This is a genomic window from Paenibacillus hamazuiensis, from assembly GCF_023276405.1.
GTDB classification, from domain to species: domain Bacteria; phylum Bacillota; class Bacilli; order Paenibacillales; family NBRC-103111; genus Paenibacillus_AF; species Paenibacillus_AF hamazuiensis.
The window spans coordinates 7,974,782-8,000,849 of the sequence record NZ_JALRMO010000001.1; the positions used below are offsets into that span (position 1 = coordinate 7,974,782).

The 26,068-nt window shown below is 54.3% G+C and carries 25 protein-coding genes; 21 read left to right on the plus strand and 4 right to left on the minus strand.

From position 1 onward, the window contains the following. Window positions 1–36: 36 nt before the first annotated feature. The 7 genes from MYS68_RS35260 (at window position 37) to MYS68_RS35290 (ending at window position 8,703) form a co-directional block, all read left to right on the plus strand. Complete coding sequence (locus tag MYS68_RS35260; RefSeq protein ID WP_248930210.1) at window positions 37–912, plus strand: ABC transporter permease subunit; 876 nt, start codon at window positions 37–39, stop codon at window positions 910–912. 7 nt (window positions 913–919) lie between these two features. Further along, complete coding sequence (locus MYS68_RS35265) at window positions 920–1,789, plus strand: carbohydrate ABC transporter permease (RefSeq protein WP_248930211.1); 870 nt, start codon at window positions 920–922, stop codon at window positions 1,787–1,789. 5 nt (window positions 1,790–1,794) lie between these two features. Then, the gene (locus tag MYS68_RS35270; protein WP_248930212.1) at window positions 1,795–3,084 is read left to right on the plus strand and encodes a CehA/McbA family metallohydrolase; all 1,290 of its coding nucleotides are present in this window, start codon (window positions 1,795–1,797) and stop codon (window positions 3,082–3,084) included. A 6-nt stretch (window positions 3,085–3,090) separates the two neighbouring features. Further along, window positions 3,091–3,882, plus strand: a complete 792-nt coding sequence (locus MYS68_RS35275) for an endonuclease/exonuclease/phosphatase family protein (RefSeq protein WP_248930213.1) — start codon at window positions 3,091–3,093, stop codon at window positions 3,880–3,882. Window positions 3,883–3,914: 32 nt separating this feature from the next. Continuing rightward, entirely contained in the window at window positions 3,915–6,758 is a 2,844-nt protein-coding gene (locus tag MYS68_RS35280) for a DUF5054 domain-containing protein (RefSeq protein ID WP_248930214.1), read from the plus strand. A gap of 141 nt (window positions 6,759–6,899) precedes the next feature. Beyond that, a complete protein-coding gene (locus MYS68_RS35285; RefSeq protein WP_248930215.1) occupies window positions 6,900–7,919 on the plus strand; it encodes a LacI family DNA-binding transcriptional regulator in 1,020 nt (339 codons plus the stop codon). A gap of 112 nt (window positions 7,920–8,031) precedes the next feature. Further along, window positions 8,032–8,703, plus strand: a complete 672-nt coding sequence (locus tag MYS68_RS35290) for a hypothetical protein (protein WP_248930216.1) — start codon at window positions 8,032–8,034, stop codon at window positions 8,701–8,703. A gap of 132 nt (window positions 8,704–8,835) precedes the next feature. Here the strand turns inward: MYS68_RS35290 and MYS68_RS35295 are convergent, their stop codons facing one another. Next, window positions 8,836–9,261, minus strand: a complete 426-nt coding sequence (locus tag MYS68_RS35295) for an alpha/beta hydrolase (protein ID WP_248930217.1) — start codon at window positions 9,259–9,261, stop codon at window positions 8,836–8,838. A gap of 407 nt (window positions 9,262–9,668) precedes the next feature. Between MYS68_RS35295 and iolD the strand changes: the two genes are divergently transcribed. Both iolD and iolE read left to right on the plus strand, forming a co-directional pair. Further along, complete coding sequence (iolD, locus tag MYS68_RS35300; protein ID WP_248930218.1) at window positions 9,669–11,531, plus strand: 3D-(3,5/4)-trihydroxycyclohexane-1,2-dione acylhydrolase (decyclizing); 1,863 nt, start codon at window positions 9,669–9,671, stop codon at window positions 11,529–11,531. A gap of 19 nt (window positions 11,532–11,550) precedes the next feature. Next, window positions 11,551–12,429, plus strand: a complete 879-nt coding sequence (gene iolE / locus MYS68_RS35305) for a myo-inosose-2 dehydratase (RefSeq protein WP_248930219.1) — start codon at window positions 11,551–11,553, stop codon at window positions 12,427–12,429. 106 nt (window positions 12,430–12,535) lie between these two features. Here the strand turns inward: iolE and MYS68_RS35310 are convergent, their stop codons facing one another. Together MYS68_RS35310 and MYS68_RS35315 are read right to left on the minus strand one after the other, a co-directional pair. After that, window positions 12,536–13,219 carry a hypothetical protein gene (locus MYS68_RS35310; protein WP_248930220.1) on the minus strand — a complete coding sequence of 228 codons (684 nt, stop codon included), beginning with the start codon at window positions 13,217–13,219 and terminating at the stop codon, window positions 12,536–12,538. A gap of 105 nt (window positions 13,220–13,324) precedes the next feature. After that, on the minus strand, window positions 13,325–14,089 hold the full coding sequence (locus tag MYS68_RS35315) for an SDR family NAD(P)-dependent oxidoreductase (RefSeq protein ID WP_248930221.1): 765 nt from the start codon (window positions 14,087–14,089) through the stop codon (window positions 13,325–13,327). A gap of 218 nt (window positions 14,090–14,307) precedes the next feature. On the opposite strand from MYS68_RS35315, the gene MYS68_RS35320 reads away from it, so the two are divergent. From MYS68_RS35320 to MYS68_RS35365, 10 genes are all read left to right on the plus strand, one after another. Beyond that, entirely contained in the window at window positions 14,308–14,679 is a 372-nt protein-coding gene (locus MYS68_RS35320) for a winged helix-turn-helix transcriptional regulator (RefSeq protein ID WP_248930222.1), read from the plus strand. 800 nt (window positions 14,680–15,479) lie between these two features. Further along, window positions 15,480–16,199, plus strand: coding sequence for a GntR family transcriptional regulator (locus MYS68_RS35325; protein ID WP_248930223.1), 720 nt, complete (start codon window positions 15,480–15,482; stop codon window positions 16,197–16,199). Beyond that, on the plus strand, window positions 16,192–16,407 hold the full coding sequence (locus tag MYS68_RS35330; RefSeq protein WP_248930224.1) for a hypothetical protein: 216 nt from the start codon (window positions 16,192–16,194) through the stop codon (window positions 16,405–16,407). The genes MYS68_RS35325 and MYS68_RS35330 overlap by 8 nt, the downstream gene beginning before the upstream one ends. A 16-nt stretch (window positions 16,408–16,423) precedes the next feature. Beyond that, window positions 16,424–17,842, plus strand: coding sequence for an ABC transporter substrate-binding protein (locus tag MYS68_RS35335; protein WP_248930225.1), 1,419 nt, complete (start codon window positions 16,424–16,426; stop codon window positions 17,840–17,842). Between the two features lie 2 nt (window positions 17,843–17,844). Further along, window positions 17,845–18,741: a carbohydrate ABC transporter permease gene (locus MYS68_RS35340; RefSeq protein ID WP_248930226.1), complete on the plus strand. Its 897-nt coding sequence runs from the start codon at window positions 17,845–17,847 to the stop codon at window positions 18,739–18,741. Between the two features lie 42 nt (window positions 18,742–18,783). Continuing rightward, window positions 18,784–19,677: a carbohydrate ABC transporter permease gene (locus MYS68_RS35345; protein ID WP_248930227.1), complete on the plus strand. Its 894-nt coding sequence runs from the start codon at window positions 18,784–18,786 to the stop codon at window positions 19,675–19,677. A gap of 17 nt (window positions 19,678–19,694) precedes the next feature. Further along, a complete protein-coding gene (locus MYS68_RS35350; protein ID WP_248930228.1) occupies window positions 19,695–20,849 on the plus strand; it encodes an ABC transporter ATP-binding protein in 1,155 nt (384 codons plus the stop codon). 1 nt (window position 20,850) lies between these two features. Then, entirely contained in the window at window positions 20,851–21,705 is an 855-nt protein-coding gene (locus MYS68_RS35355) for an HAD family hydrolase (RefSeq protein ID WP_248930229.1), read from the plus strand. A gap of 173 nt (window positions 21,706–21,878) precedes the next feature. Next, complete coding sequence (locus MYS68_RS35360) at window positions 21,879–22,631, plus strand: glycerophosphodiester phosphodiesterase (RefSeq protein WP_248930230.1); 753 nt, start codon at window positions 21,879–21,881, stop codon at window positions 22,629–22,631. A 29-nt stretch (window positions 22,632–22,660) separates the two neighbouring features. After that, window positions 22,661–23,320, plus strand: a complete 660-nt coding sequence (locus MYS68_RS35365) for a hypothetical protein (RefSeq protein ID WP_248930231.1) — start codon at window positions 22,661–22,663, stop codon at window positions 23,318–23,320. Window positions 23,321–23,545: 225 nt separating this feature from the next. Here MYS68_RS35365 and MYS68_RS35370 read toward each other — a convergent pair whose 3' ends face one another. Continuing rightward, window positions 23,546–23,860 carry an aldo/keto reductase gene (locus MYS68_RS35370; RefSeq protein ID WP_248930232.1) on the minus strand — a complete coding sequence of 105 codons (315 nt, stop codon included), beginning with the start codon at window positions 23,858–23,860 and terminating at the stop codon, window positions 23,546–23,548. Window positions 23,861–24,144: 284 nt separating this feature from the next. On the opposite strand from MYS68_RS35370, the gene iolG reads away from it, so the two are divergent. Both iolG and iolB read left to right on the plus strand, forming a co-directional pair. Continuing rightward, entirely contained in the window at window positions 24,145–25,158 is a 1,014-nt protein-coding gene (iolG, locus tag MYS68_RS35375; RefSeq protein WP_248930233.1) for an inositol 2-dehydrogenase, read from the plus strand. Window positions 25,159–25,213: 55 nt separating this feature from the next. Then, a complete protein-coding gene (gene iolB / locus MYS68_RS35380) occupies window positions 25,214–26,035 on the plus strand; it encodes a 5-deoxy-glucuronate isomerase (protein WP_248930234.1) in 822 nt (273 codons plus the stop codon). The last annotated feature ends 33 nt before the right edge of the window (window positions 26,036–26,068 follow it).

Here is a 26,068-nt window from a genome sequence, read left to right on the forward strand (position 1 = left end):
CGTTACTTCCGAATGCCAAAAAGGCGGTGATTTTACTTGAAGGCCGTATGGAAATTTAAGTCTCTGTACATCATGATGCTTCCGATCATGGCCTATTTTCTTATTTTCTCCTATTATCCGCTCGTTCGCGGTTTTATGATCAGCTTTCAGGAATTCCGGCTGATCGGCAACCGTCCGTTCGTCGGATTCGACAACTATTTGGCGGTGCTTAGGGACAGCAGCTTCTGGGATACGCTGCAAAATACGCTGATCATCGGCGGAGGCACCTTGGTTGTAGGTTTTGTGATGCCGATCGTGCTTGCTCTGTCGCTGAACGAAGTATTTTCGACCTGGTTCAAAAAAGTAACGCAAATGATCGTTTATTTGCCTCACCTGTTCTCGTGGGTAGTCGTCGGCGGCATGTGGATACTGATGCTGTCTCCGGATACCGGGATCGTCAACCAAATCCTGAAGTTGGCCGGGGCGGCGAAGCCGATCGGATTTATGTCGAGCAGCGATTATATCCGCTGGGTGATGGTGCTGACCGCGGTGTGGAAGGAAATGGGGTTCACCTGCATCCTGTACCTCGCTGCCATCGTATCCATTAACCCTTCGCTGTACGAGGCGGCGCGCATCGACGGCGCGAACCGCTGGCAGCAGGTGAAGTATGTGACGCTGCCGTCGCTCGTGTCGACGATGAAGGTGGTCATTATGCTGAACGTGCTGAGCATTCTTCGCATGTTCGACCAAATTTTCGTCATGCGCAACGGCGCCGTAGCGAATAAAGTTGATGTCATCATGATGTATACGTATCAAAAAGGGATACTCGAGTTCAAGATCGGCACGGCGACGGCCGCCGGGTTCCTGGTCATTTTCGCCACGCTGATCATTACGTTTGTGACCAGAGCGATCATTCGTTACGATGAGGGGTGAGACATACATGCTCGATAAATATCCGCATAGCGGCTGGGCCAGCCGGCTGTTCGACACGATCAACACCGTTTTTCTGCTGCTCTTGATCGCGACGATGATCGTTCCTTTTCTGAACACATTTGCGCTTGCGTTTTCGACGAATTTCGCTTCCATGCAGCCGGGCATCGTACTTTGGCCCAAGGAGTTCAGCGTGGAAGGCTTTTCGACCGTTTGGAACCGGATGCAGCTTTACATGCCTTTTACAAACAATGTGATCGTTACTTTGGTCGGCACGGCCGGACATCTCATCCTTTGCGCGATGGCGGGGTATGTGCTCGTGCAGCAAGGGCTGCCGGGGAAAAAGCTGATGGTTTCCCTGATCATGCTGACGATGATGGTGCCCGGCGAAGCCATCATGATTCCGCTTTATATCGTGAATAAGGAGCTCGGCTTGCTTAATACTTTGACAGCGCTTATTATTTCCGGACTCGTATCCGGCTTCAGCATATTGCTTATGCGCAACTTTTTCCTGACGGTGCCCAGCGAAATGAACGAGTCGGCCCGGATCGACGGTGCGGGAGATTTCCGGATTTTCGTCACGATGTACCTGCCGCTGGCCAAAGCGGGACTCGCCACGGTCGCGCTGTTCGAATTCGTCAGCCGTTGGAACCAGTTTACTCCGGCGCTGCTGTACATTAACAACCACGCGAAATATACGCTGCAAATCGCGCTCAAGTCGTTGATCATCGATACCGACGCAACAAGCAGCAACTTCATCATCACCACCAACGTAAGGATGGCGGGTATCGTCATTGCCCTGCTGCCGCTTGTCATCATTTATCCTTATGTGCAAAAATATTTCGTCAAAGGCATCATGGTCGGTGCCAATAAGGAGTGATCCGAATGAACGGGACAGGAAGACGAGTCATCACGTCCTCATATACAAGATTCATCCCCGCCGAGGCGCAAAGCAGCTATATCGAAATTCCTTTCACCATGCCGGAGCAAGCGGAGGAGATTCATGTCGCCTACAGTGTGGTATCGCACGGGGAGCCGAGTGCGGTGATCGACCTCGGCGTGCGCGACGGCAAGCGGGTGCGCGGCTGGAGCGGCGGCGCCCGCACGGAGTTTCGGATCGGCCGGGAGACGGCGACCCCCGGTTATTTGGCGGGCGACCTTGCGCCGGGCGAATGGGCGGTGCTGCACAACGCATACAAGGTGCCGCAGGAAGGCTGCACGGTGAACGTCACCGTTCGCTGCTCTCTCGCCACGCCCAGATGGCTGAAGGGCGATCTGCACACGCACAGCGTGAACAGCGACGGCAAGTATACGCTGGAGGAAAACGCGGCGATCATGGAGCAGCTCGGCTGCGACTTCATCGCGATGACGGACCATAACGCGATCAGCCAGAACTACACGTATCCGCGCGGAACGAACGTCGTGATGATCCCCGGGATGGAGTTTACGACGAATTTCGGGCACAGCAATTTTCTCGGCGTGACCGATCCGCTGAACGATTTCCGCGTGAAAAGCCGGGATGATGTGAATGAGCACTTGGCTGAAGCGCGCGCCAAGGGAGCGAAGATCGTGCTGAACCACCCGCACTGCGATTATTGCGCTTGGGAGTGGGGATTCGACGTCGACCACGATTGGGTGGAGGTTTGGAACGGCCCGTTCAGCGAACGGAACGCGCGCACGCTCGCCTGGTGGCAGGAGCAGCTGGAATCCGGTCGACGGCTGGTCGCCGTCGGCGGAAGCGATGTGCATCGCCCGGACCCGTATGTGAAGCATGCGATGCCCTGCACGTGGGTGTACGCGGAGATGAAGACGATCGACGGCATTTTGGAAGGCATCGGCAAAGGCCGTGTCGTCATGACGCATTCGCCGGAGGGACCGTTTATGGAGCTGACCTGCGGCGATTACATGACGGGGGATGTGATCCCGGCTTCGGCCGATCAGGACGAAGCGAGCATAAGACTGCGAATCGACAATTTGCTTGCCGGTGACCGGGTGAAGCTGATCAGCGAGCGCGGCGTCGAGCAGACCGTCAACGTCAACCGGAGCGGCGAAGGCTTGTTTGAAGCGAATGCGGAGGGACGGTTATTTTACCGGGCGGAAGTTTGGCGTCATTTCGAGCAGGCGGATCAAATGCTGCTTGCGGCGCTGACGAACCCGATTTATTGGGAAAGGTGATGGAGGATGGAATTTACGGCAATGACGTTCAACCTGAGGTATAACGAGCCGAAGGACGGCGCGAACGCCTGGCCGAACCGGGTGGAGCACGCGGCGCTTGTGATCCGCGAGCAAAATCCGCTCATCGTCGGGACGCAGGAAGGTTATTACGACATGCTGACCGACCTGGAACCGAAGCTGCCGGGTTATGCATGGATCGGGCAAGGGCGCTTCGGGGGCCGCGACAACGAGCATTGCGCGATTTTTTACAAGGAAGCGGAGCTGGAGCTGCTGGAGCAGGGGCAGTTTTGGCTGTCGGAGACGCCGGATGAGATCGCGTCGAAAAGCTGGGGCAGCATGTTCCCGCGGGTTTGCACGTGGGCGCGGTTTCGCCACGTCGGCACGGGCAAGCAGCTGATGGCGTACAACACGCATCTCGATCATTACAGCCATGATGCCCGCTGCCGCGGGGCCAAGGTCATCTGGGACGTGATCCGTTCCCACAAATTCGAGCATTCGCTGCCGATCGCGCTGCTTGGTGATTTCAACAGCGCCCCGGACGATGTGCCGATCCGTTTTTTGCGCGGCGATATGGAGTATGAAGGCCGCTCGACGTGGCTTAAGGACGCCTTTACGGCATTATCCGGCCCGATCGGACTTACGGCCCACAGCTTCAAAGGCGGGACGGAGGGCGAGCCGATCGACTATATTTTCGTTTCGCCGGACATCGAAGTGCTCGAAACGATGGTCGTCCGCAGGTCGGTGGATGGAGCGTTCCCATCCGATCATTATCCGGTCGTTTCCCGATTGCAATTGTAAGAAAAGCTGGACAGAAAAAAGGAGATTAACGGATGAGCCGATCTTTGGAAAAAATATACGTCGTCTTCAAAACGCACTTCGATATCGGCTTTACCGGCTGGGTATCGGACGTCGTGCAGCGGTACAGGACCGAAATGCTGAAGGACGTTATCGATATATGCGAGAAAACGAAAGACAACCCCGGAGCGGAGAAATACGTATGGACGATGTCCGCCTGGCCTTTGCTGCAGTCGCTGGAAGGCGCGGGTGAGGAGGACAAAGCGAAGGCGCTGGAGTTTTTGGCGAGCCGCCAGCTGATTTGGCACAAGCTTCCCTATACGACGCATACGGAATTTTGCGGGCTTGAAGAATGGATTCGCGGCATGTACGTGTCGCGCAAGCTGTCGGAGCAGTTCGGCTACGAGCCGAAGGATGCGAAAATGACCGACGTGCCGGGACACACGTGGATCGTGCCGTCGCTGCTGAAAAAAGCCGGCGTGAACATTTTGCATCTCGGCTGCAACCCGGCCTCGACGCCGCCGGACGTGCCTCCGGCGTTTTATTGGGAAGGGCCGGACGGCGAACGGCTGCTGACTTTTTACTCGAAGGGCTCCTACGGCACCGGCATCCTTCCGCCGGGCGACTGGAACCACCCCGTTTGGCTCGCGATGATCCAAACGAGCGACAACCACGGCCCGCATGACGCTTCGGTCATTGCGGAGATGAAGGCTTCCATTCAGGCGGCTGGCCTGAATGCGGAGCTGCACATCGGCAGTCTCGGCGACTTCGCCGATGATTTTCTCGCGCGAAACCCGGAGCTTCCGGTCATTCGCGGGGATATGGCCGACGCGTGGATTCACGGCGTCGGGACGGCGCCGCGCGAAGTGGCGCGCGTCCGCGGGCTGCGCGGCCGGATCGCCGCGGCGGAGAGCGCGCTGGCGCACCGCGCGTTCGCAGGCGCCGGCGAAGAGATCGCCGCCGCGAAAGGGAAAATCGCCGAAAGCTACGAGCATACGCTGCTGTTCGGCGAGCATACGTGGGGAATGGACTGCAAGACGTTCCTGTTCCCGAGAACGTACGATAAGGAGTCGTTCCGCAAGGACAAACAAAGCGAGCGCTACAAGCGGATGGAGCATTCGTGGCAGGAGCAGCGCGAGTATCTGGATAAAGCCGAGGCTGCCTTGCAGGAAGCGGTTCGTCTGATCGCGGAACGCGGAGCGGCCGAGCCGTTCGGCGGCCAGGGCGATGACGGGATTGCCGGCAGCAGTCCGGTTGGGCACGGCAGTCCTGTCGATGATGACAGCTCGGTAAAAATGCTGCAGGTGTACAATTACCTCGGTTGGCCCCGCGACGGCCTCGTATGGCTTGATGAGGAGCAGCTGCCGAAGGAAGGCGAGCGGCTGATCGACACCGCTGCGGGCGGGCAGGTCCGCCTCATTCCTTGTGACGGCGGAGCCTATGCTTTCGTGAAGGAGCTGCCGGCGCTCGGCTTCAGGACGCTCGCTTACGAGCGCAATCCTGCGGGAAGCTCGCCGGGCGCGGAGCCCGGCGATGCGCCGGAAGCGGCATCGGGCGTCACGCCAAGCGCTGCACCGGGCACGGTGCCGGACGCTGTCCTCGAACTGGCCGCCTCGGCGGCCGATGTGAGCTCCGCCGTCCTCAAGGAGGTCGTTTCGGCCGGTGCCGGGCCATCTGTTGTCGGCCGGTTGACCGAAGCGGAAGCGGTGCTGGAAAACAGGCACCTGCTGATCCAAATCGACCGGCGCACCGGCTGGGTCCGCAGCTTTTTCGATAAAAGGCTGAACAAGGAATGGATCGACGGGGCGGCCGAGTATGGCTTCGGCCAGTTCGAATACAACGTATACTCCAGCAGCGAAATTACGAGGTATTTGAAAAAATACGCGTACCGGTTTTACGACTGGGGTGTGCACGATTTCGGGAAAACAGGATATCCCGAGGACCAGAAACGTCTATCTTATACGACTCAGCTGAGCGATATTCGCATCGTGCAGGACGGTTACTCCGTCCGGGTGGAATGCATCGCCGGCACGGAAGCCGAATCGGTCGGCGAATACGGAAACGCCCGGGAAGTGCGCTGGAGCTACTCGCTCTCCGAAGAGCCGTACCTCGATATGGAGCTGAACCTCGCGGGCAAGGAGGAGACGCCGAAGGCGGAATCCGGCCACCTGCTGTTCCCGCTGAAGCTGGAACGCCCGCAGTACCGCGTAAACAAACTTGGCACCGTGCTCGACCCGTGCACCGATCTGGTGCCGTCCTCGAGCACCTTGCTGAACTGCTGCGAAAGCTTTGTCGACGTCTCCAACGGCTTCGCCGGGATGGCGATCATCCCGCTCGATACGCCGCTGTTTTTCATCGGCCGCAACGGCATGTGGGATTTTGAGCCCGACTACAAACCGGAGAAGCCGGAGATCAACTTCAACCTGTTCAACAACTGGTGGGGGACGAACTTCCCGCAGTGGCAGGGCGGAGATTTCCGCTTTCGCTACCGGCTGGTGCCGCATGAAGGCGACTGGATGCAGGGCGGCGTTTGGAAAACGGCGCAGGAAACGATGGCGCCTCCGATGGCGCTGCAGGTTCATCGCCCGGCAGCCGGCGGCGTCAAGGAGATGCTGCCGCTTGGGCTGGACGGAATGGCCGTCGTCGCATTCAAGCCGGCGGAAGACGGGGACGGCGTCATTTTGCGCCTTCGCGAATGCATAGGGGAGAAGCGCCGGGTGGCGATCCATCTTCCTCGAGAAGTGCGCGAGGTCGTGCAAACCGATCTGCTCGAAAGGAATTCGGGTGCTTTGGAAGTGCGGGCAAATGCCGAGCGCAGCTGTACAGTCGTTTGTCTGCATACCCGGCCGTTTGAAGTGCATACCCTTCGCATCCGATAACGGCAGCGCTCTCGGGTAGACGTTCGGATCCTGCGGAAAACGCGAAAATCCGACAGGCTCCCTTCAAGTTTACAGAACGGCGATTCGTATCGTATGATAGAATCTATACCCAAGAATGTGAACGTTTGAAAGGAGCAGGGCATGAAGCCGACCATATACGATGTAGCCCAGGCCGCCGGGGTTTCCATCGCCACCGTATCGAAGGTCATCAACGGGACGGGGCGGATCAGCGAGAAAACGCGCAATCACGTGCTGAGCGTCATGGACCAGCTCAAGTACCAGCCGAGCATGGTCGCCTCCGCCTTAACCGGCAAAAGCACGTTTACGATCGGGCTGACCATCCCGGACCTTGCCAACCCGTTTTTCGCCGAGATCGCACGGGCTGTCGAGGACAGGGGACACGAGTACGGGTTTAACGTGTTCATCTGCAGCACGGACAACGATCCGGAGCGGGAAATCCGCTATTATTCCCTGCTTACGCAAAAGCGGGTGGACGGCATTATCGTGGCGACGCGGATTCAGAACGACCAATTTTTGAAGAAGCTGATCTCGCAAAATATTCCGATCGCGCTCATCACCAACGAAATGCCGACGCTTGCGGTCGATACGGTGATGGTCGACGATTTTCTCGGCGGCTATCAGGCCGGCAACTATTTGGCCGAGCTCGGACACCGGCACATTGCGATCATCGCGGAGGATTTGGTTAACAAAAGCAACCTCGAGCGCATTCGCGGCTGCAAGCAGGCGATGATGGCCGCTGCCGTCGAATTCGACGACCGCCTGCTCGCCGTCGGCGAGTTTACGGTGCAGAGCGGCAAGGAAGCGATGCTGCGCCTGCTGGAGCTGGACGACCGCCCGTCCGCGGTGTTCGCCTGCAACGATCTGCTCGCGATCGGTGCGATTCAGGCGGCCCGGGAGCGGGGGCTGCATATGCCGCACGATTTGTCCGTGATCGGCTTCGACAACACCGTGCTCGCGACCATCATCGACCCGCCGCTGACGACGATCGGACAGCCGATACAGGAAATCGGCCGGCAGGCGATCGACCTGCTCGTGCAGGAGATCAAGGGAGAAAAGTCGCTCAAGCAAAGAGTCGTGCTGCTGCCGGAGCTTGTGGTCCGCAGCTCATGCATGCCGAAGGAGCCGATCGAAATTCCGTAGAACCACCGTTTTTCGCCTCCTGTCTTGCGCCGAACCGGCGTAAGGCGCTCTCCTATCGGATGGAGAGCTCGGGGAGGTTTTTTTATCAAACCAACCGGGAGGATAAAATGGTATGACAACCAACTTTGATCTGCAGCTGGCGGAAAAATACGCGCCGTATATATACTTTGACCGCAAAGAACCGTTTTTCCCGGTCAGGGTGGGCGTCACGGTGTTTAGCGAAGCCGGCCGCTCCGGCTCGTTCAACCGGGAATTCCGCTTCGACAATCCGAAGCTGAAGCACGTGATCGAATACGCGATTTATTGGGATTATGACATTCAGCATTTGTATGAGATGGAGCATGTGTGGATATTCGTCGGACAGGACGGCGAGGTGCTCGATTGCGAGGCCAGTTTTCACGGCCGCTATTTGAAGGGGCTTTTGAAGGACCGAAGCAACATCGAGGACGGCACGCACGCAAAGCTGTATTCGCAGCCGGGCAAACACGCTTTTTCACCTATGGCCGAACTGTTCGAGCTGCTGCCGGACTTGCGGGAGGCGACAAACGTAAGGGCGGGGAACGGCGGATTGATCGTGACGGGCATTTACGAGGGTGTGTACACTACAAACGAAGAGAAAAACCGCATCGTAGAGCAGTATTTGCAAAAATTCCGCTTCGATCCGGCGATGGAATTCGAACGTTACGTTATCCCGCGTGATCTGTATGTGCCGTGGGAGCAGCTGTACAAGGAAATTCCGCAGCGGATCGAAAGCTGCCTCGCCGAGATCAGAGCCGCGCTGTAAGTTTTGGCCTGCCGTCCGGCAAATACGCGTAGCGGCGTCCGGGTGCGCGAAGGTGAACGCCGCGGATGCCGCTGCATTTGTTTTATGCCTGGAAATTATGAGAAGCAAACTTGCGAGAGCCGGGGGCTTCGTTCACAAGCTTTTAATATCGTGCGCAACCTCGGACAAATCGCCCGCAAGCTGGTGCCCGCACCCATCAAGCTCGCGGACGGCCGCCTGCGGGAGATGCTGCGCATACATCGCAAGATGGGCAAAAGGCACGACCTCGTCGTCCCGGCTGTGGTAAAGGAAAATTCGCTCTATGCCGGAAAGCCTGCGAGCGAAATCTTCACACGCCGCAAACTCGCGAGCTTCCCAATTTGGAGCGCCCCAGAAGGGCGGTGCGATCAGAAACATACCCGCAACCGGTTTGGCAGGCTCCTCTTCGGTTACATATTTCAGCAAAACCGAAGCGCCCAAAGAATGGCCGACAACGATCACCTCGCCGTTTAATGCGGCAAACTCTTTTCCAATCCGGTCTTTCCATGCTTCATAACGCGGGCTCCCTTCATCCGGCATCCGCGGATAAAACACATTTTATTCAGGGCCTAAGGCCTCCTTTAATTGCAGAGCCATTTTGCCGTCCGCTTCGTAGGCTCCGAGCCCTGCGCCTTGAATGAAAAGCACACGTTTTCTCAAGCGTCGTTCATTCCTTCCTCTGATTTTACCCGGAAAACGGAAAACTCCACCTTATTCTAGCACGAAACCCGGGAAGCGGTTTCTTTTCAATTGCTTTTTTCATGCTGTAAGTCCGCAACAAAGGAAATTCATTGACAACCGGAGAGCTTCGGTTATAATTTTTAGTAGTGGGGTAAGCGCTTAATCAAAATGATTTACTTTGCAATCAACAAGTGCATGATTTGAACTAAAGCACCATATATTTGAATCAGGTGAAGCGCTTAAATTTGTCGGTGAAGGAGCGGAACATGAAAACGATCAGATTGACGATGGCTCAGGCATTATTGCGTTTTTTGAACAATCAGTATATCGAAATCGACGGCGTGCAGCACAAAATGTTCAAAGGCGTGATGGGGATTTTCGGGCACGGCAACGTGACGGGGATCGGACAAGCGCTGGAGCAGTACAAGGATGAGTTTCTGTTTATTCAGGGCAAAAACGAGCAAGGTATGGCCCACGCGGCCATCGCATATGCGAAGCAAAAAAACCGCCTCGAAATGTTCGCCTGCACCTCCTCGATCGGTCCGGGCGCGCTTAATATGGTGACCGCCGCCGGCGTCGCGACGGTAAACCGCATTCCGCTGCTGCTGCTTCCCGGCGACATTTTCGCCAGTCGCCAGCCGGATCCGGTGCTGCAGCAGATCGAGTACCCGCTGGATTACACGGTGACGGCGAACGACGCGTTTAAGCCGGTCAGCAAATATTGGGACCGCATCTACCGTCCGGAGCAGCTGATGACGGCGGCGATCAATGCGTTGCGCGTGCTGGCGGACCCGGCGGAAACCGGCGCGGTGACGCTTTGTTTGCCGCAGGACGTGCAGTGCGAAGCTTACGATTATCCGGAATCGTTTTTCGCGAAAAGGGTGCATTACATCGACCGCAAGCCGGCTGCTCCTTCCGCGATTTCCCGGGCAGTGGAGCTCATTCGCGGCAAGAAGCGCCCGGTCATTATCGCCGGCGGCGGCGTTCATTACTCGCTTGCGACGGATGAGCTCGTGCGGTTCGCCGAGGCGTTTAACATTCCGGTTACCGAGACGCAGGCCGGCAAAAGCGCGATTTCGTGGAAGCATCCGCTCGGCTTCGGCGGGGTAGGCACTACCGGCACGCTCGGCGCGAACCGGCTTGCGGCTCAGGCGGATCTCGTCATCGCAGTAGGCTCCCGGCTGCAGGATTTCCCGACCGCCTCGAAAACGGCATTCGCTCCGGATGCCGACATTCTCAGCATCAACGTAAGCCCGCTTGACGCGTACAAGATGGATGCGACTTACGTGACAGCCGACGCGAAAGTCACTTTGCAGTCGCTGACCGCCGCGCTGAAGGATGCCGGCTATGCGGCCTCCTATTCGGCGGAAGAGCTGAGCGGCCTGAAGAAGCAGTGGGACGACGAGGTGGACCGGCTGTACTCGCTGACCAGCCCGAACGGCCTGGTGCAGACGCAGGTGCTCGGCACGATCAACGGCTTCATCGGCGAGGATGATGTCATCGTCTGCGCCGCGGGCAGCATGCCCGGCGACCTGCACCGCGTATGGCGCGTGACGCAGCCGAAGACGTATCACCTCGAATACGGCTTCTCCTGCATGGGTTATGAGGTTTCCGGCGCGTTCGGCGCCAAGCTCGCGGATCCGAAAGGCGACGTCTACGCGCTCGTCGGCGACGGCAGCTATCTGATGCTGCATTCGGAGCTCGTGACCAGCATCCAGGAAGGCCGCAAGATCACGGTGCTGCTGCTTGACAACAACGGCTTCCAATGCATTCACAACCTGCAAAGGGGCCACGGCAGCGACGGCTTCGGCAACGAGTTCCGCAGCCGTTCGACGGCGACGAACCAGCTGAGCGGCGATTACCTGCCGATCGACTTCGCCGCGCATGCACGCGCGATGGGTGCAAAAGCGTACAGCGCCCGCACGATCGAAGAGCTGCAGGATGCGCTGGCGAAAGCGAAGCAGGAGACGGTGACGACGCTGATCGACATCAAGGTGCTGCCGGGGACGAATACCGACGGATACGAATCGTGGTGGCATGTCGGCGTAGCCGAAGTGTCCACACAGGAGAAGGTGCAGCGCTCGTACGAAGATCTGCAGGCAAAGCTTGGCGAAGCGAGAAAATATTAATTCAGGAGGCATCATACCCATGAACGTAAAATACGGAATCTCCGCCATCAACTGGGTGAATGAAGACATCATGGAGCTTGGCGACCATTATACGGCGGAGCAGGTGCTGGGAGATATGTCCCGTCTCGGCTTCGAAGGAACGGAGTTTTGCCGCAAGTTTCCGCGCGACGTCGATGCGTTGAAGAAGCTGCTCGGCAGCTTTGACATGGTGCTGACTTCCCAGTGGAAGTCGGTTCATTTCAGCGATCCGTCCCGCCGCGAGGAAGAGCTCAAGGCGTTTCGCGAGCACACGGACTTTTTGAAGGCGATGGGCTGCAAATATGTGGTGACGTGCGAAACCGGCAACGCGTTCGAGGATTTGGAGAAAAACACCGTATCCGTCGAGCCGCTGTCTGACGAGCAGTGGAAGCATATGGTCGAAGGGCTGCACGAAGCCGGCCGCTACTGCAAGGAAAACGGCATGCAGCTCGTGTACCATTACCATGGCGAAACGGTGGTGGAGAGCGGCGAAGAGATCGCGCGCCTGATGGAATCGACCGATCCGGAGCTCGTGCATATGCTGTACGATACGGGCCACGCCTATTTCGGCGGCAGCGATCCGCTGCATATTTTGAAGACGTATTATGACCGCATCAAATACGTCCATTTGAAAGATATTCGCAAGGACGTGCTGGAATGGAAGCGCGAGACGAACACCCGCTTCCGCGAAGCTGTCCGCAAAGGCGTGTTTACGGTGCCGGGCGACGGCTGCATCGACTTCACGCCGATTTTCGCCGAGCTGAAGGCCCGCGGCTACGAGGGCTGGATGATCATCGAGGCGGAGCAGGATCCGGCGATCGCCAATCCCGTGGAATACGCGCAGAAAGCGCGTGAGTACATCGCTCAGGTGAGCAAATAAGAATAAGCTGTTAAGCCCTGCCGCTCGTTTCCACGGCAGGGCTTTTTCGATTCCCGGCAAATGATGCACAGCTAATATTGCGGATAACAGGGGGCTTTGGATCGGCCTATGGCGAAGGGAAGCCGATCCGGACAACCATCGCCCATTTTGCATGCTGCAGCGTGTCGGCCATGGAGGAGTAAGAGGTCATCTGCCCCGCATCCGTGCCTTGAAGCCCCCACACGAGAGTACTTTCATTCAGGGGGACTTTGACGCTTGTCTGCAGTTTCATTTCTCCCAGCATGTTGATCTCCGCAGGTTTTTCCACCTTGACGGCCGTACTGCCGTAGCCGTTCTTGGAGACGAGCGCATAAACCAGATCGCTGCCCGTTGCTCCGCTCGTGTCGTAACGATTCTGCAGCGAATAAACGAAATCGCTGTCGAATTGGTAATTTCCTTGGTTGTCTATCTCACTGTCCGGAAAGCCCATGCTGAGCCCTTCGGATGTTTTCGTTTTCATGCCATTTTGCCAATATTCGATGCTGACGGCAACCGTATCTTTTGCCCCGCGGTAATGGAGGGCTATCGCCCCCGACATCGTGCCCAGAAGCGGTTTTATCTTCGCATCGCTGCCGTCCGTCAGCCGCTCCGGAGAAGCGGTCCAGGACATGCCGTCAAACGCCGTATCCGCTATGGCCGGTACGGACATGTTTTTTGTCGCATGGCTTGTCGCATCGTGTACCACAGCTAATGCCATCATCCCGGATATGACAAAGGAAGCCAGTTTTCCTGCGGATTTTTTTGCGCCCATAGTGCGGCACCTCCCATGTTAACTGCATAATACCACATCATGTTAGTCATGGGAAATGTTGAAGGTGCCGCGAAGGGGCAGCAGGATAAGCCGCTTATTTTGAAATTAATGTATTGTTTTCACAAGTCCGCCGTCGATGATGTAGTCGGCTCCGGTAATCATGGCCGCTTGGTCGGAGGCGAGAAAAAGGATCAGATTCGAGACCTCGTGAGGCTCCGCGAACCGGCCAAGCGAGATGCCGTAGTTTTTGGCCATCTCATTTCGTTCCTTCTCGCCTTCGGGAGCCCGGCCGTCCCACATCGCCGTCAGCGTCGGCCCCGGAGCGACGGTATTGACCCGCACGCCTTTGGAAGCGAATTCTCCGGCTAAATTTTTCGACAGGTTGGTGACCGCCGCCTTGGCTGCACTGTAAGCGACAATAAACGGGTTCGGCATGATCGCATTCATGGAAGAAACGTTGACGATCGCGCCTCCTTTCACAGTGAGCAGCGGCAGCGCGGCGCGCGTTGCCCTCACGACGCTCATGAGGTTGACCTCCAGCATGTCGTACCATTCTTCGTCGGGCAAGGCGAGAAAACCGGCCCCTTTGCGGGTATCCGTGGCGCCGATGTTGTTGACCAAGATGTCCAGCTTGCCGAAGCGGGCCGCGATCTCGCTTACTGCCTGCTCAGCGCCTTCGGCTGTTGCCGCGTTGGCGATGACAGGCAGTACATCGGAGGTTTTGCCGAGCTGCTCAAGCTCTTCCGACGACTGGCGGGCGACAGCGGCCACTTTGGCTCCGGCCCCGGCCAGCACTTTAACGGCGGCAAGCCCGATGCCGCGGCTGGCTCCCGTTACCATCGCTACTTTTCCATCCAACGAAATGTTCATTTTCATCGTCCTCCCTGAAAATTGTGATTGAGTGCTCTTCTTGACGAGACTGATTATTAACGAAAAACGAGCTTTTGAGAAGTACGCTTTTTTTCCGGACATAGTCCTGTTTACCGTACTTAGTACGCGGTTTCGACGTACTTTTCAACGTGGGGATAATTTGTTAAAGTTACTGCAAAAGCAGCTTTATTGTGCCAGATTGGGGAGTGAAGCGACAGATGAAAGAGAGGACGACCGGATCCGTCTCCACGCAGGGCATTTTGGCGACGCTTAATGCGATCGGGGGAAAATGGAAGCCGTTCATATTGTTTATTTTGCTGCAGGAGGGGACGAAGCGTTTCGGGGAGCTGCGGCGGCTCATCCCGGAAGTGAAGCAGGGCATGCTGACCACCCAGCTCCGGGAGCTGGAGCAGGATGGGCTTATCGTGCGCAAGGTATACCCGGAAATTCCGCCGAAGGTGGAATATTCTCTGTCCGAGCATGGACAAACGTTGGGCAAGGTGCTCACCGATATGTGCGGATGGGGGTTCGAACATATTGAGTTTTTGAAACGCACCGGCGCAGCGAAGCAGGCAGGAGAGCAAAGTTAGCTGCGGAGCGTCGGTGCAGTCGTCCGGCAATATCTTGTCGGCATTTTAACGGACCGGGGCGCCCTTTTTTCTTCTATTCGAAAATTTGGCGGACCGTAGAGACGTTTTAGGGCTGCAGATGATGGATTGGAGCCATTTTTGGCGAAATGTAAGCGTCAAACCCAACACACCTGTCCATAACGATTCGAATCGGTCACAATAAATCTATCACGTATACGAAAGGGAAAAGCCGGAGATCTCCTCAAACGTTTACCTATTGCTGACGAATGAGGCGGGTTTTATGGGGCTATCAACAACGAACTTTAACAGATCCATTAACAAAAGACGGAAGCCCGATTATTGGCTTCCGTCTTTTTGCCACGAATTAATTCAATTATTTCTCCACTCCTGTATTCAAGCTCCTCGCAAATTTTCGCGATTGCATTCAGAGCAATAAACTCGTCTTTTGACATACCTTGAATTTCGAAGATACGGTCGTTCCCAGCAAACTTCCCCGTTCTCTCGCTGCGGCGTTCATAGTCCGTTCGCAGCTACATATTGGACTAGACAAATATTTTTGATAGTGTTACGAAGGATTACCTTAGAATCGCAGGATTTATGCGGAATTAATGCCGATTAAAACAAATATTACTTTTTCGAGGAGTGGAAATATTCCGAATATGTCTAGACAAATTTTCAAACTCTTAATGTCACGTTAATAGTATTTGATACTTATGTAACACTCTGATGACTGTTTTTACTTAGTATAAGGGTGTTGAACTGAATATGACACGCGGTCGGGGTGATCCAATAAGCCTTCTATGAACAAATACATTGAAATAGCCAAGATTCTCATCGATGAAATGGATGCTCATATGATTGCCGGAGGCGAGAAGCTTCCTACTGAGAAAGCTATGGCCGAACGTTTTCGCACAAGTCGTGAGACGATTCGCAAGGCACTGAAAAGTTTGGTTGAAATGGGACGGATTTACAGTATCCAAGGATCGGGCTATTACGTCCGGCAAAAGGGCTTGCATATGGAAAGCACCCTGAACCGGTATTCCAGCATTACCGATCTGATCAGCAGATCAAACCTGGCCGTGGGCGACTTGGAGATACAAATTTTCAAGCGCCGACCGGCCCAGGAGGAACAGGTTCTGCTGCAAACGGACAAGCAGGATTGGGTGTTTATCGTCGATAGGATCCGCGCTGCGGATGGAGAGCCGATTGTTTATTCGCAAAACATTGTACTTCAAAGCATTGTGGGGGACGATTTCCCGAACCGGTTCGAGTCCGGCTCACTTTCCCGATATCTCGAACAAAGTCACGGCATCACGATATCCGAAGCATTGATGGAAATCAAAACCGTGAGTGAAGAAGACTCTCTTCCTTTCCGGTTAAAACAATCCGGGGCGCCGCTTCTCAAATTCGTGCAAATTCATTACGACGCCAAAGCGAAACCGATTTTCCTGTCTTACGATTATATGCGCAACGATTTGATCCGATTTTTTGTACGAAGAACGAGAATGAACGGTGGCTGACGATGAACATTACAAAGTACGGCTTGGCGAAGGGGACCTGCATCTTCCGGTCGGATGGAGAGAAATCCTTTACGAGACGCTGTTTGCAATGAATAGCCGGCCTGTCATGGGCATCATCGAATTAAAGCCCAGGTTTGAACGAGACAGTCAATCATGTCTTGAAGCAGTGAAGATGTTAATCGAGCAATGCGATAAACAATCCTATTAATGAGGTGACGGCAAAGATGAAACTATTGAACGGCAATAAAGTAAAGCTTGCAGTTGTTTTGCTGACAGCAGTAACCGCAATATCAACAGGCTGCGGGGCAAAGACGACTGAAGGCAACAAAAGCGTCGCGGGCGACAATGCGGGACAAGCCTCCGCTCAAACGGCTGGGAACGTTGAGACGGTTGAACTGACGGTGGCGGGAAGGCGCCCTGTCGGCGATTCGTACGGGATGGAGAACCTCGCGAAGGCTGCGGAAAAATTAAATCAAAAGTTGGAAAAGGAAGATTCGAAATACCGGCTGAAAGTGAATCCCGTTCTAAAACCGGATGATTTGAATCAATATATCATCTTCTCCTCGAAGTCCGGTAAAGCGCCTGATATCGCAGAAATCGGCTACTCCAATATCGGCTGGCTGGCCGAAGGAAATTATGTGATGCAGATGGACGATATGAAAAACCAGGATGTTTTTAAAAACCTGATGCCTGGGTACTGGAATGCCGTTACATGGGACAAGCACATTTGGGGCGTCATTCAGGATACGGAGGCTAGAATGGTGTTCTTCTACAAGCCTCACCTGAAAAAGCTTGGCTGGACGGACGAGCAAATCGCTGCGCTACCTAAGAAGGTAGAGAACGGCGAGTTCACGATGCAGGACATGGCCGACGTCGCAAAGCAAGCGGTGGACCAAAAGCTCGTGAAGCACGGTTTTTTGCATAATACTGGCCCTCGTGACGTTGCAGCCTTCTATGTGAATAACGGTGTGCAAATGTACGACGAGGATAAAAAACAATATGTTTTCGACAAAGCGAATGTGGTCGAAACGTTCAAAGAGGTCAAGCAATTGGTTGATTCGGGCCTGCTTCCCGATTCGATGATGACTTACTCGGAGAAAGACCGGCTGAAAGAAATCGTCAACGGAACCGCGCTATTCGTAGGCGGCGGCATTTGGGAGGAAGCAAGGTTCAAGCAAAACGGTTATCACAATGAACTCGGCAACGTGAACAGCGAGTGGATTCAGCAAAACCTCGGCGTCATCCTGCTGCCTCCGAGCAAGAAAGGCGGCAAGCCGATCACCATGTCCAATCCTTATGTATACGTCGCCAGCAAGACGACGAAACATCCCGAGCTCGTGAAGCGGCTGCTTGTGGAAGTCAGCGCACCGGAGTACCAGAAAAACCATGCCACGCAAAGCTCGCATATTCCTTTCACCAAAGAAGCTCAAGAGCTTGCTAAGGAAAGCGCATTTTTAAATTCGGTCAGCTACATGACCAATTATTCCAAATTCGTGCCGAATCACCCGGATGAGCCGAAATACGAGAAAATCCGCGCCGAAGCGTTGAAAAACGTAGAAACAGGTACGATGACACCGGAAAAAGCGGCAGAGTGGATGGAGCAGCAGATGAAGCTAGACCTGGGCAGCATCGTGGTGAAATAAAGATGGTTTGGAGAAAAGTCAAAGAGCAGGGCTTTAACGCGATGTTATTGGTCCCATTTTTTTTCAATCAATACGTGCTTTTTTTGGCCACGGCGATTTTGGTTATTCTGATCGCATTCACGTCGATGGACTCCTCAATGCACTGGAAGTTCAACGGTATCGTGAACTTCCGCAAGGCGCTCATCGACCCGAAAATCGGCCTCATTATGCTGAATACGATTATATTCGTATGTATGACGCTGCTGTTCAAGGTCGTTTGGGGATTTATTATAGCCGTCACTACCACCTATTACATGGAGAACAAAACGGTCGGCTCCTGGTTCCGCACGATTTGGCTGCTGCCCCGGGTATCGCCGGGAGTCGTGGAGGCGATGCTCTGGACGTGGATTTTCAGTTCGAGCGAGTATGGCGTCCTGAACAGCTTGATGCATACTCTCTACGGCTCGGCACCAGTCGCCTGGCTGGACAAGTACCCGCTGCTTATCAACATTTTGCTGGCAGGAGTCATGGGTTCGTCGCTTTCGATGGTTATTCTGTCGTCTGCGATGCAGTCTATTAACAAATCGTATTTCTACGTGGCCAAAGTGGATGGAGCGTCCGAGTGGAGCATTCTGCGCAACCTGATCGTACCGTTCCTGCGCTGGCCCATCATGTTTCTCGTCATTTGGCAAGGGTTGGCGCTGCTTACAAGCTACGAGTCGATTTTACTGCTGACGGACGGAGGCCCGAATAGCCGTTCGGAAACCTGGGCGTTATATGCGTTTCATAAGGCGTTCTCCAGTCTGGATTTTGGATATGGTTCCGCTGTTTCGCTTTTCATTTTGCCTATTGTGTTCGTCGTTATATTTCTCGCCTATCGCGTGTTTGGCTTCCATAAGCTTATGAATGCAGCGAAGTAGGGGGAAACGCGATTCCAGGAAGAAAGGAGACACGCTGAAGAAATGGAAATGATCAAACAAATGCAAGCAGGGCGCAGCCAAGCATACCCGCGGCAGCGGAGGCTGGGGCGGATAAAACAGTCTTTGCCCAACATCCTGTCTATCGCTCTAATGACGGTGACGTCGGTACCGCTCGTATTGCTATACGTATGGATCGTGCTCATTTCGTTCAGCGGCGAATTGATCGGAGGTATTTTCCCCAAGTCCTTTTCGCTGCAGAACTGGAGCTTCCTATGGTCACCGAACCTTGTGATGGACGGTGCAGTCTATCCGAATGTATGGAACATGTTCGGCAGTACGCTAACGATTGCGTTAGGCACATCGGTCGTAGAGGTGGCGGGAAGTCTGATGGCCGGTTATGTATTGTCGCGTGGAAACTTTCCGGGAAGCAAGTTCTTGCTTCAGTCCACTTTGCTGACGCATGCTTTTCCGGCGATAACCGGCATGATTGCAGCATTTTACATTTTGAACGCCGTCGGACTTGTAAACACGTTGACCGGAATCATTTTGCTCAAGGCGTTCGCAGGCATGGGCATGTCGACATGGATCATCAAAGGGTTTTTCGACGAAGTTCCGAAGCATCTTGAATGGGCGTCCAGCGTGGACGGCAGCAGCCGATTTCAAACGTTTATCCAGGTATATCTTCCGAATGTATGGCCGGGAGTCGTCGCCATTTCGCTGTTTGCGTTTCTGAGCGGCTGGGGGGAATACGTCATGGTTTCGGTATTTCTGTTTGATGACCGTACCAATACGCTTTCGATGATTTTGCACAGCCTGTTCGTAGAAGAATTTCACGGCAGCTACGGCATCGTCATGGCGCTCGCTGTTTTTTATATGCTGCCTTGTCTCATATTGTATTTTTTCTCCCAACAGGCTCTCATGAAGATGAAAATGTAGAGGTGACCTCGATGCGAGTGGAACTCCGTAATGTTAGCAAAACTTATGATAACGAAGCCCCTTCGGTCAAGGGGTTGAATGTAAGCGTCGGTGACGGCGAATTAGTCACGATCCTGGGTCCCAGCGGCTGTGGCAAATCGACAAGCCTGCTGATGATCGCGGGCATTTATCCGGTGTCCGAAGGAGAGATTTATTTTAACGGCAAGCCGATGAACGGCGTGCAACCGAAAGAGCGAAATCTCGGCATGGTATTTCAGCACTCCGCATTGTATCCGAATATGAATGTGCAGGACAATATCGCGTTTCCGCTCAAAAACCAGGGCGTGCCGCTCAAAGAAAGGCTGCACCGGGCTGCGGAAGCGGCGAAACGAGTGCATATGCACGATTATTTAACGCGCAAACCGAGCCAGCTTTCCGGCGGACAGCAGCAGCGGGTGGCCATTGCCAGAGCGATAGTCAAAAATCCGAGCCTGCTGCTTCTCGATGAACCGCTCTCCAGCCTCGACGCCAATTTGCGTATCAACATGCGCGAAGAAATTCGCCGGCTGCAAAAGGAACTTGGCATCACCGCCATTATGGTGACACACGATCAGGAAGAAGCTTTATCGATGTCGGATAAAATCGCGATCATGAACGGTGGTGTGCTGCAGCAGTTCGGTACGCCGCAAGAGCTTTATAATGCTCCGGCGAACTGGTTTGTCGCCCGCTTCCTCGGCATGCCTAACATGAACGAATTGGAGTGCGTATGGGAGACGGCGGGACAAAGCTTACGGTTGACGGAAACCGGACACGTCGTCCCGCTGCCGTATGGAGCGATGGAAGGGGCGAATGGAGTACACAGGAAACAGCACATCCGCTGGGCGTTCCGGCCGCATCAGGTCAAAATCCGTGCGGCGGAGCCGGTTTCCCCAGAACCGAATCTTTCGGGAAAAGTGGTGCTTACCGAGTATACCGGAAGAGAAAATCTGGTCCATATCGAGATAGGCAATTCGATCGTCAAAGGAGTCGCGGATGTGGGGTTGCAGGTGCATGAAGGACAGACGGTGTGGTTTCAAGTCGGAGGAAACTTATATCTGTTTGAGCTTGATTCGGGGCTTAGTCTCTGCTCGCATAAAGGTTGGGACAACCAGCCCGAACGGGAACCGAACCCGGAAAGAGCAGCTATTGTATAAAATGATCGTTCATCTTGGCATTCAATGGATTATAACCGATCTGGACGGCACCTTATTGAATTCCAAGCAGCAAATTTCCGACAAGCTAATGAAACGAATTCAACAATATATGAGGTGGGGAGGCCACTTTTCATTGGCCACCGGACGAACGTTACCAGGCGTGCTCCCCATTATTCGAGCCCTTAACCTGGCCTCGCCGCTCATTTTGTATAATGGCGCCAAAATTTACGATCCGGTCGAAGGCCGTTATCTCGTCGAACACGCGCTGCCCTCCGAGGCGGCTGAAGCGGCACTGAATCTCTACAAGTCCGTTGGCAAAGAGCTTGGCCTGGATTTGCTTGTGTTTGGCGGCGAGCGCGTCTATAGTCCGGAATATTCGGATGCCGTCGTCCAACATGCGAATAAGGATCAAATTGACATCGACCGTCGTCCTTTCGAATACTTCTATGCGATGCCGGACGGCATCAGTAAAATGATGCTGATCGGGCCTCCCGATCGGATCCGGCTCTTTCAGCAGGAAGCGGCCGCCCTTAATACCGTGCAATCCGAACCGACGTATTTGGAAATATTGCCTCCGAATGTCAATAAAGGAACCGCTTTGCTCCGTCTCATTGAACTGGTTGGCGCAGAGCCGGACCAATTCGCGGCAGTCGGAGATAACTTGAATGATCTCGAGATGGTGGGAATGTTGCGCCACGGCGTCGCTGTCCGGAATGCCCACCCCCGGCTGAAGGAAGCTGCATCCTGGGTGACGAACCGGACGAATGACGAGGATGCGCTGCTGGAAGTGATTGAGTATGCATTAGGAGGGAGAAATTTGCAAGGATCTTCTGTTTTTAGGGACGAGCGCCGTTGAAGCGATTCCCGCCTATTGACTCCCGCACGCAAATTTTCGCCAAGCATATCAGCCATAAATTCGCTTTGCTGCATGAAGATATGCAGGTGCGTTCGACGAAAGCGGCGACCGTGTAACGGTTGCTTACGATGGGCTGCGGTGGGATCAACTCATGTACATGGAGGTATGAGCAAATGAGGAAAATACTTGATCCATCAAAGGGGACATATATCGGCGGCCATAGAGGGGCTGCCCGATATTATCCTGAGAATACGATGTTATCGTTTGAGAAGGCGTTGGAAATGGGAGCGGATCTTATTGAGCTTGACGTTCATCTTAGTAAAGACGGCATTCCGGTCATTATTCATAACCACACTTTGGACGAAACAACCGACGGCAAAGGAAGAGTGAACGATTACACCCTCGAGCAATTAAAGCGATTGGATGCGGGAAGCTGGTTCTCCGAGCAATATGCCGGCTTGCAAATTCCGACCCTGGAAGAAGTTCTGCTTTGGGCAAAAGGGAAAATCTGGGTAAGCATCGAACTGAAGCAAACCCCGTGGCATTACGAAGGATTGGAAGAGAAGGTCGTGCAGGTGATCGAAACAACGGGCATGGTCGAACAAGTCCAGGTGATGTCCAGCGACCATCTTGCCGTTAAAAAAACGACCGATTTGAACGGTGAATTGATGGCGAGCATGATCTATCACTGTAAATTGCTTGACCCTGTGAAAAATGCCAAAGAAATCGGCGCCCGCATCTTAAACGCATCTTGGCACCATCTTTCTAAAGACGTCGTCGACAAGGCGCATCAAGCGGGATTATTGGTATGCGGGGGCCTGAACAATGATCCGGATATTTGGATCATGATGCAGGAATGGGGCGTCGATATGGTGGATACGGATGTACCGGACGTGCTTAAGAAGGTTACCAGGCTGCGCGTTTGAACAGATTTATGATTAAGGGAGTGGTATACATGTCTTACTCATTGCCGTCAATGGACATATTTCCGAATTCCGCCCCCAGGTATCCCAATGTTTGGTTTTACATGGAGCAATCCTTGTGCTCGTCTTATGACGGAGCCGTAAAGCTGCTTTTGAACGAGCTTGAGGATTGTACGGGTATGGCCAATGATTTCGGGTATTTCCACAACGCCGAGGGTTGCGACGCCTTCGCCCAGCGAAGAGGCCTGCAGCCTATCCGTTTGGGGCCAGACGATACACGCAGTCACGACCATTCGATGCACATTCGTTTTTATTTGGCTCCGCTCAGAAACCGGCCGCCGACGATGATCGAAGGAAAATCTTATTACCAAATTGCAGCCAGCGTCCATTACGAGGTGGATCGGCCCAGACGTTTACATTCCTACGTCGACGAATGCCCTCTATGCGGCTGTACAGGTGAATACTCCGCGTACATGGGTGCCGCGCACAAGGACAAAGATGAGAAGGTGCACGATCCTTTAGGAGTAGAAATTTTATTATACGGCACAATAAGAGGCGAAAAAATTATCGCTTTCGAAGGCGTAAACTCCTTGCAGCAAAAATATGCAATGAACCTGCGCGTCATCAAACCTTTTCGCGATGACATGAACACAGCCAACTTGGGATTGGTGATTATGAACAAAGTGCTATAACCAGCGGTTTCGTTTTCATGAAAAATGTGAAAAACCTCGTTACAGAAGGTTTTCCACATTTTTTCTTTTTGTCCTTGACTTTTAATTTCAAATGTGACGGCTGCTGCAATTAAAAATTAAAAGAAGCAAGAGCCTCGGAGGCGCTATAATCGCAAACACACAGCGCCGTGGCCTGTCCCCTTTTTGTTGCTACTTCTCCAATTAAACGGCAGAGATCATCCGGGTTCAGAGGCTGGCGTCCAAATCGTTTGTTATCGCTTTCGGATTGACACGCCGTCCGGTTTCGTCGTGATGAGCTCCCTTGGTCAAAATGACGATCTGCTCCCGATTGCCTCTTTCCTTCATCCATCGGCCGATCGTTCGTTCGCTGGCGCCGTCTTCCCCATATTGATACGCAGTATCGATCGCGTTGCCTCCGCTTGCCGCAAATTCGTCCAGCAAGCTGCTGATAAGCTCGAAGTTCTCGGCTCTAAAATGATCTCCGCCCATAATCAGCTGGCCGACGGGTTTATGCAATCCTTCAATGGAAATTCGTTTCATCAGTCCGCAGCCCCTTTCGAAAGGAATTTAGGGTAAGTGCTTTCCCTGCTTGAGCTTGTGTCCGGTATACCGCGACCAAAAACGTTTCGACAATAAGCAGGCCGTAATTTTTTGGCGAAATCTGTCTGAATGGCATGCAGCTCGGAATAACGGAGTTTTGCAAAATTTCGCAAAGCATCTTCCCATTCCGGGGGGATTTCAGTATAATGGGGATTAAGCGCTTAACCAAACTCCTTTCAACAAGCAAGCACGTCCAAATTATAGCCATTGCGAGGTTTGAAACTATGGGGAAACTGACAGTAGGCATCATCGGCGCAGGCCGAATCGGAAGACTGCACGCGGAGCACTTGAGCCGCAACGTGCGGGTAAGCATCAAGATGATCTCCGACGTATTTGTGACGGACGAATTGAACTCGTGGGCCACAGATTTGGGCGTCGGCCGCGTAACGAACGATTACAAAGACATTATGCAGGATCCGGATATTCAAGCCGTCTTTATTTGCTCGTCGACGAATACGCACGTTCCGTTTATTACCGAAGCCGCTCAGGCGGGCAAGCATATTTTTTGCGAAAAGCCGATCAGCCTCGATTACCGGCAAACCGTGGAAGCGCTTGAAGCGGTGCAAAAAGCGGGTGTGCTTCTGCAAACCGGCTTTAACCGCCGGTTCGACCATAACTTCAAGCGGGTGCGCGAGCTCGTTCAGAACGGCACGGTCGGACAGCCGCATCTGATCAAAATCACATCCCGCGACCCGGCGCCGCCGAGCCTCGACTATGTGAAAGTATCCGGCGGCCTGTTTATGGATATGGCCATTCACGATTTCGACATGGCCCGTTTCGTTTCGGGCAGCGAGGTGACCGAAGTCTACGCGCAGGGCGCGGTGCTTGTCGATCCGGCGATCGGGGAGCTCGGCGACATCGATACGGCGATCATCACGCTGAAGTTCGCTAACGGCGCACTCGGCGTCATCGATAACAGCCGCAAAGCCGTTTATGGCTACGACCAGCGCGTCGAAGTGTTCGGCTCGGAAGGCAGCGTAGGCACGAACAACGACTTCCCGAACACGGCGGAGATCAGCACGAAAAACGGCATCATCCGCGACAATCCAAAGTTTTTCTTTCTGGAAAGATATCACGATTCCTACATCGACGAGACCCGCCAGTTTATCGACAGCGTCCTGAACGGGGAAAAGGTGCCGGTCGACGGCAACGACGCGCTGCAGGCGGAGAAAATCGCGTTTGCCGCTAAACGATCGCTTTCGGAAGGAAGACCGGTCAAGCTTGAAGAAGTTAAATAGGGCTGCCGAATAATAGGCGGACCAAGTTTTTCCACTCGGGAGGGAGCAACAAACGATGACAGCCTCGAATTTGATCGTCAGCAGCTCCAAGCTGCGCAAGGGTGACGGCAATGTGCTTGCCATCACGCCGGAATCGGCGGGTTGGACTTACGTCGGCTTCGAAGTGTACCGCTTGCAGGAAGGGCAGCAGCTCCGTCAGGAAACGGGAGACCAGGAAGTATGCGTCGTCATTATGACGGGAAAAGCGAATGTGGCGACCGCGAAGGAAAAATGGGAAGACCTCGGCGGCCGGATGAACGTGTTTGAGCAGGTGCCGCCTTATTCGGTGTACGTACCGAACGGGGACCATTATGACATCGAGGCGCTGACCGAGCTGGAGGTGGCGATATGCCGCGCTCCCGGCAAAGGCACTTACCCCGCGCGCCTCATTCCGCCGTCCGAGGTCGGTGTGGAGGTTCGAGGTAAGGGCAATGCGCAGCGGTACATCCACAACATTTTGCCGGAGGGGAAACCGGCGGACAGCCTGCTCGTCGTCGAGGTGTTTACGCCGAACGGCCATTGGTCGAGTTATCCGCCGCACAAGCACGACCAGGACAATTTGCCCGAGGAGTCTTATCTCGAGGAAACGTACTACCACAAGGTTCAGCCGGAACACGGCTTTGCGATACAAAGAGTATATACCGACGACCGTACGCTGGACGAAACGCTCGCCGTGCGGAATGGCGATGCGGTGCTTGTGCCGAAAGGCTACCATCCGGTATCGGCGCCTCCGGGTTACGATGTTTATTACTTGAACGTTATGGCCGGGCCGACTCGGACGTGGAAGTTCAAGAACGATCCGGATCATGAATGGATTTTCAATGAGTGGACGAAGTAAACGAGCCGGAGCGCGGGGCGGTGATTCGGGCGG